Here is a 16,420-nt window from a genome sequence, read left to right as displayed (position 1 = left end):
ACCAAACGGAGATGATGAACATGAATATTCGCGAACGCGTGAAGAATTATGCCGCTAAGCGCCGGGCTATCCGCGAACTGAGTGCCCTTGACGACCATGCGCTGGCAGATGTCGGCCTGCTGCGGGAAGAAATCCGCGGCGCTGTGCAGGGCCGCTGATCTCAATCCCCTGATTTTCAAAAAACTCCGCTTCGGCGGAGTTTTTCGTGCCGTTACGAGCGCTGAGCGAAGAGCTGCTGGGCTGCCGTCGTTCCGGATCCGAGTGCGACGGGATAACCAAGCTCGTTCATTGCCATTTCGATCGTCGCCAAGCCGCCGAGGATCATAGTATCGGTAATCGAGCCAAGGTGGCCGATGCGGAACGCCCTGCCGTTCATCTGACCGAGGCCGATCCCGAAGGAAACGTTATACTTCTTGAGCACTAGATCGGTCAGAACATTGCTGTCGAAGCCCGCCGGCACGTAGACGGCGCTGATCGTGTCGGAGTGATGCGGCGCAGACTTCGAGCAAAGCTCCAGGCCCCAGCCGGAAACGGCCGCCCGCACTGCGTCCGCCGCCCGTCGATGGCGTGCAAAAACTCGATCGAGGCCTTCCTCGCTCAACATATCGAGGCTCTCCCGGAGGCCATAGAAATGTTGAAGAGCAGGTGTATAGGGGTAGCCCCCTGCCTTGTTGGCTTTCAGCATTTCCTGAAAATCGAAGAAGCAGCGGGCCGTCTTCGACACGCGCGAGAGTTCAAGCGCCTTTTCGCTGACGGCCACCAGCGCGAGGCCTGCCGGAAGCATGAAGCCTTTCTGCGAGCCCGACACGGCAACATCCACGCCCCAGGCATCCATTTCAAAATTCATCGATGCGATCGAGGACACGCCGTCCGCAAGCAGGAGCGCCCCGTGCCCCGCCCGATCGAGTGCCTGTCTGACCGCGGCAATGTCGCTGCGCACGCCCGTTGCGGTTTCGTTATGCGTGACCAGAACGGCCTTGATTGCGCCCGCCTTGTCGGCCGCAAGCCGCTCTGCAAATGTTTCTGCCGGTGCCGGATTGCCCCATTCGGATTCGATTACCTCCACATCGAGGCCGTGCCGCTGGCACATCTCGATCCATCGGTGGGAAAACACGCCGTGGCGCGCTGCCAGGACCTTGTCGCCCGGTGCCAGAGTGTTCTCGATCGCTGCCTCCCAGCCGCCGGTGCCGGTAGAGGGGAAGGCGAACACGGTGCCCTTGCTGGTCTTGAAGACAGTCTTAAGATCCTGAAGGACGCTCCCGAACAATTCGCTGAACTTCGGAGAGCGATGATCTACCGTTTGCCGGTTCATCGCATTGCGGATGCGGTCGGGAATGTTTGTAGGCCCGGGAATGAAGATCGGATTTTGGTCGGTCACGTATAATCCTCCTCTGGAGTGCGTGACAATACGTGATCGATCAGCCAAGGCTATTTTATATTTTTTCTCATACGAAGCTAAAAAATAAAGCGCAAACATATGAAATCAAACGTATATATTATCCCACGAATGATACTTTCTTAAACCGAAATGGTTCTTCTGCAAAACTGTTAAAAATGATTGGACCCATCATGAAAAATCCGCGAGGGCGCCCGCGCAGCAAGCAGGTTGATCTGAGCATGACCGGTCGGACTATGGCCGACCATGCGATCGACGTCATGGAAGCTGTCTCAAGCTTTGGCCCTATCTCGCTGCGCGACTTGACGACGAAAATGAAGGTTCCGGCTTCGACCGCTCATCGGTTTCTCCTCATCCTGGAGGCGCGGGGATTTTTATCCATGGACCCGGTGAGCCAGAAATGGGAGATCGGCGTTCGCGCGTTCCAGGTGGGCAACGCCTATCTACGCCGTACCGGCCTTGCGGAGATGGCGCGCGCCTATCTCGCCACGATCGGCGCGGCATCCGGTGAAACCGCGAACCTTTCAATCCGGCAGGGAGATCGGATGATCGTCATTGCGCAGGTCGAAAGCCACAATCCGCTGCGCGCTTTCTTCCGGCTCGGATCGCAGATCCCGATCTATTGCTCGGCTGCCGGCAAAGCTGTTCTTGCGCATTTGCGGGATGATGAAGTCGATGCGATGTTCGAGAAGACGGTTCTTGCAAGGCTCACCGATCGAACGATCGTATCCTTGCCGTTTCTGCGCATGCAACTGAACGAGATCAAGGCGCGCGGCTGGGCACTCGACGACGAAGAACAGGTCGCGGGTATGCGCTGCGTCGCCGCCCCGATCATGGACAAGGATGGCCTGCCTGTCGCGGCACTGTCGCTGACAGGACCGAAGAGCCGCTTTGATGCACCCTCGCTCGAGGGACTGAGCGCTTTGGTGATAGATGCCGCTCGCGGCATATCCGATGCAAGATGCGACCGATGATCAAGCTGCCGATGGTGGATCAATCAGCGTTCATGATAAAGATGCTGCCTCGATAGGTTGGGGATGAGGTGCAGCCTGTCGCCCGCAGCATTCCGATCGCTGCGAAGGCATTCAACAAATCTGGCCGGAAGTTACGGTTTAACGGACGCTCCCGATTAGCCTCAGATTTACTCTAATGGAGAACGACCGCGCCGGCCGGTGTGTCGGGATAGTAGACGTTTGTTGCCCAGATGAACTTGTCGAGGTTAAGCTCGACGAGGCCATTGTCGACGAATACCTCGAGCGTAAATGCGCCGAGATTACCGGCGTCCACATCATAATCATGCGCGAACTCGTTCATGTCGCTGTAGGGGTCGCGAACCTGGCGGATGCGCGTGCGTCCATTCTCGTCCCGAAGGAATGTGAACTGGGGACAATCGGCGCCGAATAGGCTCAAGGTCACCTGTGAGCCTGGCGCAAGCGAAATCCATTCCTGGAGACGATAGGTTCCTGAAACCGGCTGCGCTTGCCCGGAAGACAGATTGATCGTCGAAAACGCACTCGATACGGCTTCCGGCACGAACGAGCCGAGGCGCAGGCCGTCAGATGTTTCCACCAGGCGGAGGTGGCGGGGCAGCGACATCAGCCCACTGAACTCCTCCGCCGGTGTCTGCTGCGAATATTTCCAGTTGTTCGACCAGGCAAGCGCAAGCGGCGCATCCTTGTGGACGCCGAAAAAGCTCTGAGCCGCGTAATAGTCGCGGCCGTAGTCGAGCCACAACTCTGTCTCTGGCGAGTTCGAATTCGTGAAGGTTTTCCCGTCGAACTGGCCGATGAAATACATCGTGCCGGACCCCGGAGCATAGGCATCGTCTCCAATACCAGCGATCAAGACCCAATGCTTGCTGCCATCGGGTGCGACCATCGGCAAGAGATCGGGGCATTCCCAGGGACCCGTGCCGTGACGACCGTCTTCGTTGCCGAATTCGCTTTCGAAGGTCCAGTTGATCAAGTCTGCCGACGAATGAAAGCCGATTGACTGTCCCACCGTTTGCCCATGGGCGAGCGCCATGATCCAACGGCCGCTGTCTGCATGCCAGAATACTTTCGGATCGCGGAAGCATCCGAGGCCCGAATTATTGATGACGGGGTTGCTCGGCTCCTTCTCGAAGTTCGAAAGCGAACGGTCGGCATGAACGATGCATTGCTGCTGATAGTCCCTGCCGGCGTCATCGAGGCGGTGTGATGTATAAAACAGCTTGATCTGACCGTCTTCGGTTTCGATCGCACAGCCGGAGAAACATGTGCCGTTCTCGTCAGGAAAAAGCGCCACCTGATGTTGAATCCAATTTACCAGGTCGCGCGAACTGGAATGGCCCCAATGCATTGGTCCGTGATGGATGCTGTTCGGATCGTGCTGGTAGAAGGCATGGTAGACGCCATCCACATAAATTAAGCCGTTCGGATCGTTGATCCATCCGTACTTGGCTGTCAGGTGCAGTTTTGGACGAAATTTCTCGGTAAGCGACATTGACGTGTTGTCCGTTTACATTGGAGCTCGTCATCGAGCGATGAACTGCTGATTAGCTACGAGGAGAGCAACTGACGGGAAGGACCACCAAGGCAATTTCCCGAATAAGTTCCTATCATCCGGACGCCCCGCTGGCGAAGCCACAGCGGCGAGAAAATGGAATCAACCCGCTATTGCATTCTCGCCATCAACCAATCGAGCACGACGGCCATTCCCCCTTCGTCTGCATGCGGGCCGATAAAATGAGCAAGCTCCCTTATCTCTATAATTGCGTTCGCCACGGCAACCGGCACGCCGACCCATTGTAATAGGCTGAGGTCGTTCTCGGCGTCGCCCGCGGCAGCGCAGAGTCTCGGATCGAGTTTCAAGTGTTCGGCAATTTGCCGCGCGGCTGTGCCCTTCGAGACGCCTGCTGGAGTAATTTCGAGAAGCCTCCAGTTCGAGCTGGTCATCTCGCATGACGGCGAAAAGCGTGCCCGAAGGGCGTCGAAGCCTCCACCTTCAGGCAAGGGCCGCGCGCACATGATCTTGAAAGGCTGGCCGGGAAGATCATTGAGGTCGGCCACTTCACAGACGCTCTCGCCGGTAATTTCGGCCTCCCGCCGGACGAGAGACGAGTTGTCCAGCGTAAAGATGGCATCATCCCGATACCACATACTTGCTATCCCAAGACGACGGGTCTCCGCCATCACAGACAATGCAATCCGCCGGGCGATCTTTGCCTCCGAGATCGGAGCCTGCTCCAACGGTTTGCCGATCCACCCGCCGTTGAAGCAGATGGCATAGTCAATGCCGAGTGCACGGCAGATCGGCGCAACACCGTTTGGTGAACGCGCGGTCGCGAGAACGGCTTCGATACCGCGTTTACGTGCCTCGGCGAAACCACGTACGACCGGCTCGGGAAGGTCGTAGTCGGCGGTCAGAAGGGTTCGATCAACATCTGAAAAAAGGGTTGAGATCATGGTGCCTACTCAATTGGGACAGCGTGAGCATGCCTATGCTGCTATAACTGTGAGCGCAATGGAAAACGTTTACTTGGCATAAACGTTTTCCTTTTTCGTGGTGGTCAGAGATCGCAGGACCGTAAAGGCGGGGGGATACGGCAGGTATCGTGGGTCCCTCGGAACTGCTTCGTGTTGTCGCTAACGATACCGGCAGGCCGGAAACACTGAGCGACGGCAGTCTCTGAGAGAAGCGTCTGATCAGTGCCGCCGATATGCGTAGCTGTATGGCCGCCACTGCATGTTTCTTGCGGTAGCGGCCATTCTCAATGGAGGCCTCAGAATTCCTCCCAATTGACGGCGGCGTTCCCCAGCGCACTACGGCGGGGATTGCAGGCCCGGCCGATCGAGACACTGGCCGCCGGCGAGCGCATGCGTATTGCCATGCCCCCAAGCTCAGTTCCTCCAAGTCGCTCGAAGTCGGAGGTCTTGAAGCGTAATGCAAGATGTTTGAGGGTCTGAGCTTCGTCGTTAAGTGCAGCACTCGCCGCGGTCGCTTCTTCGACCATAGCCGTGTTTTGCTGAGTCACCTGGTCCATCTGATTGATAGCGATGTTGATTTCTTTCAGCCCGACGGCCTGCTCGTTCGCCGACATCGAGATCTCTCGAATGAGAATGTTGATGCCCGTGACTTGGTCAGAAATCTTCTGCAGGGCCTGCCCAGTTTTCCTGACGAGTTCGACACCGTCTTTGACCTGATCCGCCGACGTGTTGATGAGAACCTTGATCTCCTTGGCCGCTTTTGCGGATCGCTGCGCCAGCTCTCTGACTTCCTGCGCTACAACGGCGAAGCCTTTGCCTGCCTCTCCTGCGCGGGCCGCCTCAACGCCGGCGTTGAGAGCAAGGAGGTTGGTCTGGAAGGCGATATCGTCGATGACGCCGATGATCCTAGACACCTCGACAGAGGACTGCTCGATGCCGTTCATCGAGCTTATGGCGGCGCGGACCACGTCCCCGGACGTCGTTGCCTCGTCGCAGGCCAAATTCACGGTCTCCGCGGCCTTTCGCGCGTTGTCTGCGCTCGCCGTGACTTGTTCGGTCAGCTGGTTCAGTGCCGCCGCGGTTTCTTCCAAGCTCGCCGCCTGTTGCTCCGTACGACGCGCGAGATCCGAGGCGCTGGAACTGATCTCTCCTGCTCCGGAACCGATGTTCACGACGCTCAAGTTCATCGTATTCATTGTTTCCTCCAAACTCGATAACGCATCGTTGAAGTCGCTTTTGAGCTTCTGGTATTCGCCAGGGAAGTCTTCCGTAATACGATGGGATAGGTCTCCCTGCGACAGGGCAGAAAGTCCGTTCCCGACTGTGCTGACGATGCGGCGCTGAAGTGCGACGGAACGAGCGCGTTCCTCTTCCGATTTGAAACGTTCGGATTCGGCTGCCGACCGATGGGTGTCCGCTTCGGCTTGTATGCGGCTTGTGTCCGCTAGGGCGAACCTGAACTGCTCCAGAGCCTGTGCCACCGACCCAATCTCGTCATCGCGCTTCTGTCCCGCCACCGCACGCTCATAATGTCCGCCGCCAAGACGCCTTACGTCCGCAACAAGCGACGAAAGCGGCACCCTGATGAAACGTCGGGCTGCAATGTAGAGGGCAAAAACGACTGTTAGAAGAACAAGAAAGCCGCCCACCGCCAGCATGACGGTTTGCTGCCATACAGCGGCATCCACGATAGAAGTTGGGACGTCGACGATCGCGAGCCATGTCGTTCCCAAGCCAGCAATGGCGAAGGGCTGGACTACCCGAGTGAAGCCTCCGGCTGCTTCATCGACCACTTGACCGAGAACAAACGGTTCTAAGGTATTCAGGGCGTTGGTCATCTTGTCTTCGCCGATGTCCTTATACGGCTGCATCGACATCGACTCGTTCGGGCCGACCAACCAGTTTCCGTTCTGCGCGACCAGCAAAACGCGTCCCGTCCCAAACGGTCGCAACTCGCCCACATGCTTCATGAGCGACTGCAGCGAGATGTCAATACCAGTAATTCCGAGCGTTTTGCCATCTACACGGATGGGAAACGATATGCTGGCTAGAGGAAGCTTGAGGTCTTGAGCCATGAACGGCGCGGTCATCAAGGGCTTCATGCTAGAGGTTGCCTTTGTCCAAGAATCCTCGCCGTAGAACTCGTCCAATGCGAGCTGTGTCAAGGTCCCGTCCTGGTTCTTCAGCCAGCCAGGGGCGAAAATTCCATTTGCATTGGATCCCTTCTGCAGGTTGCCCTTGAAGCTGCTCGCTTGGCCGTCGAAAGCGTTGGGCGCTTCAAGGAACCAGCTCTCCAGTGCGAGCTGGTTGTCAGCTGCAACGGGCTTCAGCATGTCGATCACCGACTCCCGTTGAAGCGTTCCATTGTGGTGTCCCGCCGCGATTGAACTTGCGACGGATCTTGCTGTAGCCGAAAGCATGCCGAGCTCGGAGTTGACCTCGAACGCGATCGCCCGAGCTTCGGCTTGCGCTTTTTCGATGGTAGCAGCCTCGGTGCGAGAGCGGGTTTCAGATACCAGCGCATAATCCGAGACGCCCAAAACGAGCGTGATCGCAATGCCTGTTGAAACCAGCAATTTGGCGGATATCGACTTTGCGATATTGCGTGAGATATTCATATTTCGCTCCCCTGGACATCGAGAGGTCGATGCTGGCGTAAGCTACAAAAATCAGATAAAAAACAAGTAAACGTTTACCGGTATATGGTGCGCGTTTTTTTGAAATTGCCTATCCAAAACGGAGTTGAAGGCGACTAGTAGCGATTCGTCGCGCGGAACCAAATAAAAACGTTTACACATTAAAAGAGGTTGAGCTCGTATGACTGTGGTGAATCTGGAAGTAGGCCAAGCGTTGGTGGCTGAGGTGTTGAAAGCGTCTAGGGCGCGAAACATGAAGCCGATGGCAGTCGCGGTGCTCGACAATCGTGGATCTGTTCGGGCGCTCGCCTGTGAAGACGGGGCAGGGACAGGTCACTCAAATATAGCTATTGGAAAAGCAAACGCTGCGATATCCGTTAACATTGGTACGCGCGCTTTGTCCCAATCCGCCGTCGAGCGACCGTACTATGTTGCTGGGCTGGTCGCTGCCGTCGGTCAGTTCATCCCCCTTCCCGGTGGAGTTCTTGTGCGGGATGACAGCGGTGCGATTATCGGAGCGGTCGGCGTCACTGGTGACACTGCCGACAATGACGAGGTCGTCGCAATCGAAGGCGTCAGATCTTCTGGTCTTACAGCCGACGCTGGTGAATGATAGAAAGCGTGGGTATCATCGGCCCGAACTCCGAAGGCGTCGGGGGTCGGCCGCTTGTCGGGGTGTCCTGCAGGTGAGACGTTCCTCATTTTAGTTCCCTGAGAGGAAGGAACGCGATGCCAGCGGAGAGACTGAAGATGCGGTGACGCGATATTCTGAGATACAGATTTGCGGCCCCGGTCGTGCAATCGAAGCTGGTGAGAACTGCCGGTCGGTTGCGGCGAGCCGCGATAGAGCCGTGCAACAATTCCCGCCTTTATTCAAACATACGTGCTCGTTGGCACCTGCCCTAAGCGGACTTGTCGCTCAGCTTGCGGTTTCTACCTCTAGGGCTCTGCCTTTAGAGCATGTTTGACGCGCAGAATGGTGATCGCAACAGTTCCCACAACCACTGGAATGGCGACAAGCATGATCATGGGATCGAAATGAAACCCGGCGTGGTCTGCTGTCTCGTATACCAGTTTCAGCAGACTCATGAGATAGTAGCTGATCGCGATGATCGAAAAGCCTTCGACCGCGCGCTGGATCTTGACCTGCGTCGCGGCTCTATCAGCCATTGCCTGAATCTGTGTAGCATTCTGGAACTCAATCTCGACCTGAATTCGGGTCTGCAGGAGGTCGAGCAGGTGCATCGTCGCTCTTGACAGATGCTCGAGCCGCAAGACGGTGGCCTCGCAAGTCCGAACCGCCGGCTTGAACCGGCGCTCGACGAAAGTGCCGAAACGTTGGAAACCAGGGACATGCGTTTCCCGCAGAAGTGCTATCCTCTCTTCAACGATTTTGGCGTAGGCAGCGGTTGCCCCAAACCGGTTTCTAGTTTCAGCAGTGGCCGAGATGATATGCGACGAAAGAACCGTGATCTCGTCGAGCAGCTGCTTGTGTTGATGTGTGGGAGTACTCAGGTTGCGGTTGGTCAGCTGAACGAGCTGCGCATCATATCCGCTGAGAAGCGGCGCCAGGCGTCGCGCCTCCGGCAATGCGAGCAGCGCCATTGATCTGTAGGTTTCAATCTCAAAAATGCGACGCACCATGCGCCCCAGGCGATGTGCATTCAAGTCCTTGTTGAACAGGATGATCCTGCTTGAATGGTCTTCTCGCACGCGAAAATCGGAGCATACCTGCGCCGCGCCCCCACCAATCGAGGACGCCGCGGTATCCCCGAGATCGAAGGTTTTCAAAACCGATCCCAGCTCGTCAGGAGCGTTCCCGAGGACAAGGATACTAACGTGGCAAACAAGCCGAGGAGAATTCAATCCCGCGAGCCGCGCAAAATTACCTTCCGTGAGATCGGATGCCGGCCAACACTCGGGGTCTGAGTCCAACTTCCGTAGGCGAGTGACCGTCACGAATTCAGTATGCCGTTCGAGCCTGACTGAAATCTTACCATCGACTTCAACGGTATCGTGGAACTCCTTGATCGCTCCATCCGCAGGCGTGAAAGCAACGTGTTCGACGATCGCCGGACCGTCGAAATAAATCGACGGCCGAGCGTGAAGCTCGGAGTTGAAGTCGGCACTCTCCGGATTACAAGAAGCTGAGCAGGAGACTTCTTGTTTGGAAGCGGACGTGGTCGCCGAAACTGCCTCTTCTGCGCAATTTAGAGTCACGGCTGTTTTCCCCATTATCAACTCCTAAACCGGCGAACCTGTATGAACCAGACGCAATCACCTTGAAAGCCCTGCAGGTGCAAAGAAGCTACCAGTTCGGTGAGTGCTCATTCAAGTGCCGCTGAACGCCTAGCCTCTAAGGTACTTTGGCTCGACCGTCGCGCTAGCTGCGATATCGTCTCGGGCCAACTGGCTTGAAACAGAACTGCCATGCTCGCCAATTTGTCCTTGAATTGGAACATCGAGATAGTAAGTCTCCGCCGCCAGCCGAAGCCTTGGAATCTAGGGCTTGGTCGATGAGCTCCGCTGAAAGCGACTGCTCCGCTTCGAGAAGTTCTCGCAATGGTCAGTCCCGTTTCGAGGACCTTCTTGGCGAGTGCCGCAGCCGAAGAGGGAAACCAAGGCGGTCGCAAGCGCGGTCCCGGCTTCCAGGTTCCGTCTGCACTGTTCCTCGTTCGCTGTGATGCCCCGTAGCGTTTCTGCTGCTCTCCTTCTTTTCCTGGCATAGAGATCATCAGGTTCCATAAATCGCATTATGCGCCACAAAAATGTAGCGGGGGTACATTCTATTTCCAAGTGCGACATGCCAGCAGACAATGCCCGAGATGCAGAGGTCCTGCTCTTGGAATACCTAATCCTGACTGGCAACCACGGGCACGCTGCCATCACTCGGAAGGCGGGCCTCGGTGTGCCGGGCGGCGGAGACGAGGCGGCGTTTTGCGCGGATCGCGTGCCATTGCTGGTCGATCAGGACGCCGATGAGGATCACGCCGCCCATAACGGCGAAATTCAACGATGATGGGATGCCAAGCAGATTCACCAGATTCTGCAACTCCTGCAGCAGAACCGTGCCCAACACGACGCCGATGATCGATCCCTCGCCGCCGCGGAGCGAAAAACCGCCGAGGACGGCGGCGGCAATCGCATAGAGTTCGTAGAACTGGCCATGGCTCGCCGGTGAGATCGAGCGCGTATACATGGCGAAATAAATCGCCGAAAGCGCCGTCAGCAGCCCGCAGATGACATAGGCCGACATGATCATGCGGCCGGTGCGGATACCGGAATAGCGGGCCGCCTCCTCGTTCTTCCCGATTGCATAGAGATAACGCCCGAAGACCGAGCGATGCAGCATGATCCACATGACCACGGCGATGATGACAAGCGCGATGAAGGTGTTGGGAACGCCGTAGAACCGTCCGGCTGTCAGGAATTCGAGGTCAGGGAAATTTTGGCCGAACGCAAAACCCGCCGTCCCGTCGGCTGTATAGAAGCGTGCCGCCCCGCGATAAATCAGGAGGCCGCAAAGGGTGACGACGAAGGGCTGCAGGTTGAGCCGGGTGATCAGCCAGCCGTGCACGGCACCGATAACAGCGCCAAGTGCCAGAATGAGCGGCAGCGCCAGCATCCACGACATATCCTGCACCGCGATAAAATCGACGAACAGCACGCCGAGAAGTGCGACGAGCGAGCCGACGGAAAGCTCGATACCGCCTGTAATGATGACAAAGGCCTGGCCGATCGACAGAATGCCGAACAGGCCGATCAGGTTGGCGGTATTGGCCAGGTTGATCGGCAGCAGGAAGCGCGGATTGATGATGGCGACGACGATGCCGACGACGACGATCAAAAGCAGCAGTCCGAGATCTTTCTTGACCATTCGAGATTCATTCCCCGATATTTGATTATCGACGCAGCCGCTATTTTACCCTTTTGCCGACAGCAAGCAAAAGGACACTTTCCTGACTGAATTCGTCCTCTTCCAATATGCCGGCGATCTGACCCTCATGCATGACGGCGATGCGGTCGGAAACGCCGATCACCTCTTCCATGTCGCTTGAAATCATCAGGATCGCGACCCCGGCATCGGCAAGGGCTCGCATCAGGCCGTAGATCTCGTTCTTCGCGCCGATATCGATGCCGCGCGTCGGTTCGTCGAAGATCATCACCTTCGGGCTCATCGACAACCATTTGGCCAGCACCACCTTTTGCTGATTGCCACCGGACAGGGTGCCAGTTCGCGTCGAAACGGAGGGCGCCTTGATGCCGAGGCGAAGGCGCTGCTTTTCGGCCGCCGCCGTCTCCCGCTCGGCAGAAAGCATGAAGCGGCGAGAAAGCTTGCGGAGATCGGCAAGGCTTATGTTCTGGGCGATCGGCAAATCGAGAAGAATGCCGTTACGCTTGCGATCCTCCGGCACCAGGAAAATGCCGCGAGCAACGGCGTCCCGCGCGGAATTGACCGTGATCTGCCGCCCGTCCTGCAGAATTTCTCCGCCGTAGCTCCGGTCGATGCCGAAGAAGACCCTTGCAAGCTCGGTGCGGCCCGACCCCACGAGACCTGCAAGCCCCATGATTTCTCCATAGCGGATTTCCAGATCGACGGGGCGGCCGGGATAGGCCTCGGTGCGCACGCCGCTTGCCTGCAGCGCAACCGGGCCGGGCGAGCGCTGCGGCTTTGCGGTCCGGGCCGCAAGCACCCGGCCGATCATCAGCTTGACCATCTGGTCGTGGCCGATGTCTTCCTTGGCGAGCGTGCCCGCAAGCGTGCCGTCGCGCAGGACCACGACCCGGTCTGCTACGCGCTCGACCTCGTGGAGGCGATGCGAGATGAAGATGACGCTGATGCCATCCGCTTTCAGCGATTTGATAATGCTCAGAAGCCGCTCGGTTTCGGCCAACGGCAGGCTGGACGTCGGTTCATCGAAGATGACGAGCCTGGCGTTGATGGATAGCGCCTTGGCGATTTCGACCATCTGCTGCTCGGCCAGCGAAAGCGACGCCACGGGTGTGTCGGCGGAAAAATGAGCCCCTACCCGCTTCAGGAGCGGCTTCACCATGTCTCGCAGCCGATCGCGATCGACGAGCTTGAAAGGTCCCGCCTTCAGCGGTTCGCGACCCAGGAAGATATTGGCGGCAACGTCGAGGTTTTCAAAGAGATTGAGCTCCTGGTGCACGAAGGCGATACCGGATGAGATGCTCGATTCGACGGTGAGAAAACGAAGTTCTGCACCGTCGAGCAGGATGGTGCCGCGGTCGGGTGCGATGACGCCGCCGAGAATCTTCATCAGCGTCGATTTTCCAGCCCCGTTCTCGCCGACGAGGCCGATGACCTCTCCCGGCATGATGTCGATCGATAGGCCCTCGAGCGCAACGACGCCCGGATAGGTCTTGCCAACACCGGAAAGCGAAAGGAACGGCGTTGCAGGCGCGTCCGGTGACGGGATGTCGGAGCTATGGTTCATCGCCTGTCCATGGCTGCTGATTCTGGTCGGCATGGGGCGTCTTTCGCGGCAGCGGCAGCGCCGCCGCCGCGAAGGAGGATTATTTTCCGGACATGGCCTTCAGATTGGCGGCATATTTGTCAACGTCATCCTTGCCGATGATCACCGTCGGGATGATGATCAAGCCGTTGCTGGGAACCCCTGACTTGTCGCCCTTGAGATAGGCGGCCATCAGCTTCATGCCCTGATAGGCCCATTCGAACGGCTGCTGCACGACGGTCGCTGCGACCGTGCCCTCCTTGACGCCGCCGAGCGTGATCGGATCGTCGTCGAAGCCGACGACGGTGATCTGGCCGAGTTTGCCGGCGTCGCGCAGCGCCTCATAGATGCGCGGCGTATTATAGGAATAGAAACCGACCATGCAGGTGACGTCGGGGCTGGCGACCAGCGCGTCCTCGACGTTCTTCTTTGCGCGCGTCTGGTCGATATCGTCGCCGCGTACATCCGTCAGCTCGATCTTCGTGCCCTTGAGGCCGTCCTTCATGCCCTGGATGCGTTCTTTGGCATTGTCGGCGCCGAGCAGGCCAACGAAGCCGATGCACTTGCCGCCGTCCGGCATCGCCTTCTTGGCGATTTCGGCGGCCTGCATGCCGGCGTCGATATTGGACGAGCCGATATAGGCGACGCGGTTGGTCTTCGGTGCGTCGCTGTCGGTGGTGAAGAGTGCCGTCTGCGAACCGATCTTATTCAGGCCGTCCGTCTGGGTCTTGGGATCGACCGCGGAGACCATGATCCCCTTGACGCCGGCGCTGACGAGATCTTCCATGAGACGCTGCTGTATGGCGACAGCCGCCTGCTCAGGGTATTTAAGTTCCATCTGGTAGTCCGGCATCTCGCTCTGCGCCTTCTTGACGCCCGCCTCCGCGGCTTTCCAGAAGTCGGACGCTCCGTTGACGACGAAGGCAAGGGTCGGCTTGTCGGCGGCATGCGATACCGCAGCCGGCGCCGCGCTCAGCATCAGCCCGGCAAAGAACAGGGCTGCATTGCGTTTCAGCTGTCTCATAATACACCTCCCGAGGGGCCGCAGAGGGGCCCGTTTCCGTTTTACGGCCGGTCGGATGCACGCCCCCTCCCAGGGCCGTCGCGAAGCGACGGGTGGCATTGGTTCCGATCGCTCCGTGACGGTATAGAAGAATTTTAATTAGTAAATAGTATTATCAATTCAGATCAAAACATTTCACCGCGCACGGACCAGCATGCAGTTTTATACTGGCAATGGCCAGCAACTGCCGGCGTTGCAGCAATTGATGCAATTGCCAGCGCTTTCAGATAGATGCTAATATTAATTAGCCAGCACGGACGATCGAGCGTCCTGCCCCATTATCGCCAGCAGAGGCAATTTTCCACGAATGCAAAAACCCAAGACCCAGAAGAGGAACAAGCCTGCCGTGGACAAGCCTGCGCGCGTGACGATGATGGATATCGCCGCGGCGGCTGGCTGCTCGCAGGCGGCCGTCTCCTTCGTTCTCAACGACACGCCCGGCACCCGTATTTCACCGCAGACCCGCGACCGGGTATTGGAGGCGGCGCGCGCGCTCGGCTATACCGGGGCGACCTATACGACGAAGACCTCCTATTCCGGGCTGGACAATGTGATCGGTTTCGCCGTGGATCAACTCGCCACCAGCCCGGAGGCGATCGTTGCGATCGAAGGCGCGCGGCAAGCCTCCTGGGGCGCCGGCAATGTGCTTCTGGTAGCCCAGACGCTCAGCGATCCCGTCATGGAGCCGAAAGCCATCAAGGCGTTGACGAGCGGAGGCATATCGGCGCTGATCTATATGACCATCTACACCCGCCAGGTGGAGCTTCCTGCCTATGTCGGCAAGCTCAACATCCCGACGGTGCTGCTGAATTGTTATACGGCCGACCATGCTTTCCCCGCCGTGGTGCCGAGCGAGATCGCGGGAGGGCAGAGCTCCACCCGGCATCTGATCATGCACGGACATCATCGCATCGCGACGATCACCGGCGAAATCTGGATGCAGGCTGCGCAGGACCGGCTGACGGGATATCGCCGCGCGCTGGCGACCGCCGATATCCCCTTCGATCAGGAATTGGTCATTGAAGGCGACTGGTCGGCCGGTGCCGGCTATGCCGCCACGAGGAAACTGCTTGCTCTGCAAGAGCCGCCGACCGCGATCTTCTGCCAGAACGACCGCACGGCCATCGGCTGCTATGAAGCGCTCAAGGATGCAGGGCTTCGCATTCCCCAGGATATGTCGGTGGTGGGCTATGACGACGAAGAAATTTCGCGGCATCTCGTCCCGCCGCTGACGACTTCGGTCCTTCCGCATCTTGCCATGGGCCAATGGGCGATCGAACATCTCAACCCGGAAAGCATGCCCGGCAAGCGCTATCCGATTGCCAAGCTCGAATGTTCGCTGGTCAAGCGCCATTCCGTCGCTGCCCCGCGGGCAGAGGCGCGGCAGATCCCCGATAGATTGAATAGCTCGCCATAGACGCCGGGACCGAAGACCGGTGGCGCTGGCCAGAAAATAGATCAGCGAAGAAACCCCTGAGAGAGCCTCAACTGTCGGTCGATGTCCCGACGGCAAACGCGATGCTGACCGCACGGTTCACGGCGGCCGCGAGAACGGACATGTGGGTCTGGCCGGCATAAAGCTCGAATTCGGCATGCAATCCGTCAGCGGTGCTCTTGAGCCGCTCCGCCATCTCCTGCGCCAGAAGGATGGTCCGTTCCGTCTTCCTTTTCTCCAGGCGTATGGCGGCATCCTCGTTCCGATACTGAAAGGGGGCCAACTCATCGCCTTCGTATTCTCCAGCGGACAAATGCAGGAAAGCCGCATTTCCCGGGATGCGTTGACGTTGCGCCTCATTGTTGAGGATTTCGCTGTTCTCCCAATAAATGGTTGGGCTGGCCGCAATCCAATTGGCAAACAGACCCGGACGCTCGAACAGGGCGTAGAGAGTAAAGAGGCCGCCGAAGGAATGCCCGAAAAGCGATCGGCGCAGCGGATCCAGCATCACCATCTCGGCAATCTTCGGTATCAATTCGTTCTCGATGAAATCCACCAGTTTACCGGTCCCTCCGATGACAACCGGGGGACCGCCCTCCACGAAGGGCGGATAGGATTTGGCCGGCGGCGGCCCCAGGTCCCAGGACCGGCGGAGCGGATCATAGGGTTCGTCGCACGGGTAGCCGATCGCCGCGATCACCCCCCAGCCGACATTCGTCCCCGTGGGATAAGGCGCCTGCGTGACCAAGCTGGCGGCCGCGAAGGGGAACGTGGCATTGCCGTCGGTCATCACCAGAAGCGGCCATCCTTCCGCCGGCGGTTTCTCCGATGGAATGGAAAGGAATATGCGATAGGGCTCGCCGCCGGCAGCCGGAGCCAGATCGAAAGAAGCCGTTCCGGGCATGGAATAGAGGCTGATGGGATTACTCATGAGAAGATTTTCTGA

At 58.1% G+C, this 16,420-nt stretch carries 13 protein-coding genes; 4 read left to right on the top strand and 9 right to left on the bottom strand.

Annotated elements, in window-relative coordinates; genetic code table 11:
* The first annotated feature begins 20 nt into the window (after positions 1-20).
* Positions 21-158 carry a DUF1127 domain-containing protein gene (locus GGD57_RS06335; protein WP_088682709.1) on the top strand — a complete coding sequence of 46 codons (138 nt, stop codon included), beginning with the start codon at positions 21-23 and terminating at the stop codon, positions 156-158.
* A 53-nt stretch (positions 159-211) separates the two neighbouring features.
* Here GGD57_RS06335 and GGD57_RS06330 read toward each other — a convergent pair whose 3' ends face one another.
* Positions 212-1,378: an aminotransferase class V-fold PLP-dependent enzyme gene (locus GGD57_RS06330; RefSeq protein ID WP_184468034.1), complete on the bottom strand. Its 1,167-nt coding sequence runs from the start codon at positions 1,376-1,378 to the stop codon at positions 212-214.
* Positions 1,379-1,410: 32 nt separating this feature from the next.
* On the opposite strand from GGD57_RS06330, the gene GGD57_RS29450 reads away from it, so the two are divergent.
* Positions 1,411-2,370, top strand: a complete 960-nt coding sequence (locus tag GGD57_RS29450; protein WP_184467928.1) for an IclR family transcriptional regulator domain-containing protein — start codon at positions 1,411-1,413, stop codon at positions 2,368-2,370.
* A gap of 172 nt (positions 2,371-2,542) precedes the next feature.
* On the opposite strand, the gene GGD57_RS06320 is transcribed toward GGD57_RS29450, so the two are convergent.
* The 3 genes from GGD57_RS06320 to GGD57_RS06310 form a co-directional block, all read right to left on the bottom strand.
* Complete coding sequence (locus GGD57_RS06320; RefSeq protein ID WP_184467926.1) at positions 2,543-3,880, bottom strand: glycoside hydrolase family 32 protein; 1,338 nt, start codon at positions 3,878-3,880, stop codon at positions 2,543-2,545.
* Positions 3,881-4,050: 170 nt separating this feature from the next.
* Positions 4,051-4,842: an HAD family hydrolase gene (locus tag GGD57_RS06315; protein WP_184467924.1), complete on the bottom strand. Its 792-nt coding sequence runs from the start codon at positions 4,840-4,842 to the stop codon at positions 4,051-4,053.
* Between the two features lie 317 nt (positions 4,843-5,159).
* The gene (locus GGD57_RS06310; RefSeq protein WP_184467922.1) at positions 5,160-7,481 is read right to left on the bottom strand and encodes a methyl-accepting chemotaxis protein; all 2,322 of its coding nucleotides are present in this window, start codon (positions 7,479-7,481) and stop codon (positions 5,160-5,162) included.
* A gap of 199 nt (positions 7,482-7,680) precedes the next feature.
* Here GGD57_RS06310 and GGD57_RS06305 point away from each other — a divergent pair, with 199 nt between their 5' ends.
* Entirely contained in the window at positions 7,681-8,112 is a 432-nt protein-coding gene (locus tag GGD57_RS06305) for a GlcG/HbpS family heme-binding protein (protein ID WP_184467920.1), read from the top strand.
* 326 nt (positions 8,113-8,438) lie between these two features.
* On the opposite strand, the gene GGD57_RS06300 is transcribed toward GGD57_RS06305, so the two are convergent.
* The 4 genes from GGD57_RS06300 to GGD57_RS06285 form a co-directional block, all read right to left on the bottom strand.
* On the bottom strand, positions 8,439-9,734 hold the full coding sequence (locus tag GGD57_RS06300) for a DUF3422 domain-containing protein (protein ID WP_184467918.1): 1,296 nt from the start codon (positions 9,732-9,734) through the stop codon (positions 8,439-8,441).
* Positions 9,735-10,350: 616 nt separating this feature from the next.
* Positions 10,351-11,376 carry an ABC transporter permease gene (locus GGD57_RS06295; protein ID WP_184467915.1) on the bottom strand — a complete coding sequence of 342 codons (1,026 nt, stop codon included), beginning with the start codon at positions 11,374-11,376 and terminating at the stop codon, positions 10,351-10,353.
* 40 nt (positions 11,377-11,416) lie between these two features.
* Positions 11,417-12,958, bottom strand: a complete 1,542-nt coding sequence (locus GGD57_RS06290) for a sugar ABC transporter ATP-binding protein (protein ID WP_184468032.1) — start codon at positions 12,956-12,958, stop codon at positions 11,417-11,419.
* A gap of 79 nt (positions 12,959-13,037) precedes the next feature.
* Positions 13,038-14,000 carry a sugar-binding protein gene (locus tag GGD57_RS06285; RefSeq protein ID WP_184467913.1) on the bottom strand — a complete coding sequence of 321 codons (963 nt, stop codon included), beginning with the start codon at positions 13,998-14,000 and terminating at the stop codon, positions 13,038-13,040.
* A 346-nt stretch (positions 14,001-14,346) separates the two neighbouring features.
* Here GGD57_RS06285 and GGD57_RS06280 point away from each other — a divergent pair, with 346 nt between their 5' ends.
* On the top strand, positions 14,347-15,456 hold the full coding sequence (locus GGD57_RS06280; protein ID WP_184467911.1) for a LacI family DNA-binding transcriptional regulator: 1,110 nt from the start codon (positions 14,347-14,349) through the stop codon (positions 15,454-15,456).
* 67 nt (positions 15,457-15,523) lie between these two features.
* Here GGD57_RS06280 and GGD57_RS06275 read toward each other — a convergent pair whose 3' ends face one another.
* Positions 15,524-16,405, bottom strand: a complete 882-nt coding sequence (locus GGD57_RS06275) for an alpha/beta hydrolase (protein ID WP_184467909.1) — start codon at positions 16,403-16,405, stop codon at positions 15,524-15,526.
* Between the last annotated feature and the right edge of the window lie 15 nt (positions 16,406-16,420).

The sequence above is a fragment of the Rhizobium esperanzae genome (assembly GCF_014197615.1).
In the GTDB taxonomy this organism is placed as follows: domain Bacteria; phylum Pseudomonadota; class Alphaproteobacteria; order Rhizobiales; family Rhizobiaceae; genus Rhizobium; species Rhizobium esperanzae_A.
This window is presented reverse-complemented; position numbering and strand designations above follow the sequence as displayed.

Bases quoted from the DNA above. Each gene is read 5' to 3' on its own strand.
- GGD57_RS06315 (WP_184467924.1), bottom strand. From the start codon at position 4,842: ATGATCTCAACCCTTTTTTCAGATGTTGATCGAACCCTTCTGACCGCC.
- GGD57_RS06280 (WP_184467911.1), top strand. From the start codon at position 14,347: ATGCAAAAACCCAAGACCCAGAAGAGGAACAAGCCTGCCGTGGACAAG.
- GGD57_RS06320 (WP_184467926.1), bottom strand. From the start codon at position 3,880: ATGTCGCTTACCGAGAAATTTCGTCCAAAACTGCACCTGACAGCCAAG.
- GGD57_RS06310 (WP_184467922.1), bottom strand. From the start codon at position 7,481: ATGAATATCTCACGCAATATCGCAAAGTCGATATCCGCCAAATTGCTG.
- GGD57_RS06275 (WP_184467909.1), bottom strand. From the start codon at position 16,405: ATGAGTAATCCCATCAGCCTCTATTCCATGCCCGGAACGGCTTCTTTC.
- GGD57_RS06285 (WP_184467913.1), bottom strand. From the start codon at position 14,000: ATGAGACAGCTGAAACGCAATGCAGCCCTGTTCTTTGCCGGGCTGATG.
- GGD57_RS06290 (WP_184468032.1), bottom strand. From the start codon at position 12,958: ATGAACCATAGCTCCGACATCCCGTCACCGGACGCGCCTGCAACGCCG.
- GGD57_RS06335 (WP_088682709.1), top strand. From the start codon at position 21: ATGAATATTCGCGAACGCGTGAAGAATTATGCCGCTAAGCGCCGGGCT.
- GGD57_RS06300 (WP_184467918.1), bottom strand. From the start codon at position 9,734: ATGGGGAAAACAGCCGTGACTCTAAATTGCGCAGAAGAGGCAGTTTCG.
- GGD57_RS06295 (WP_184467915.1), bottom strand. From the start codon at position 11,376: ATGGTCAAGAAAGATCTCGGACTGCTGCTTTTGATCGTCGTCGTCGGC.
- GGD57_RS06305 (WP_184467920.1), top strand. From the start codon at position 7,681: ATGACTGTGGTGAATCTGGAAGTAGGCCAAGCGTTGGTGGCTGAGGTG.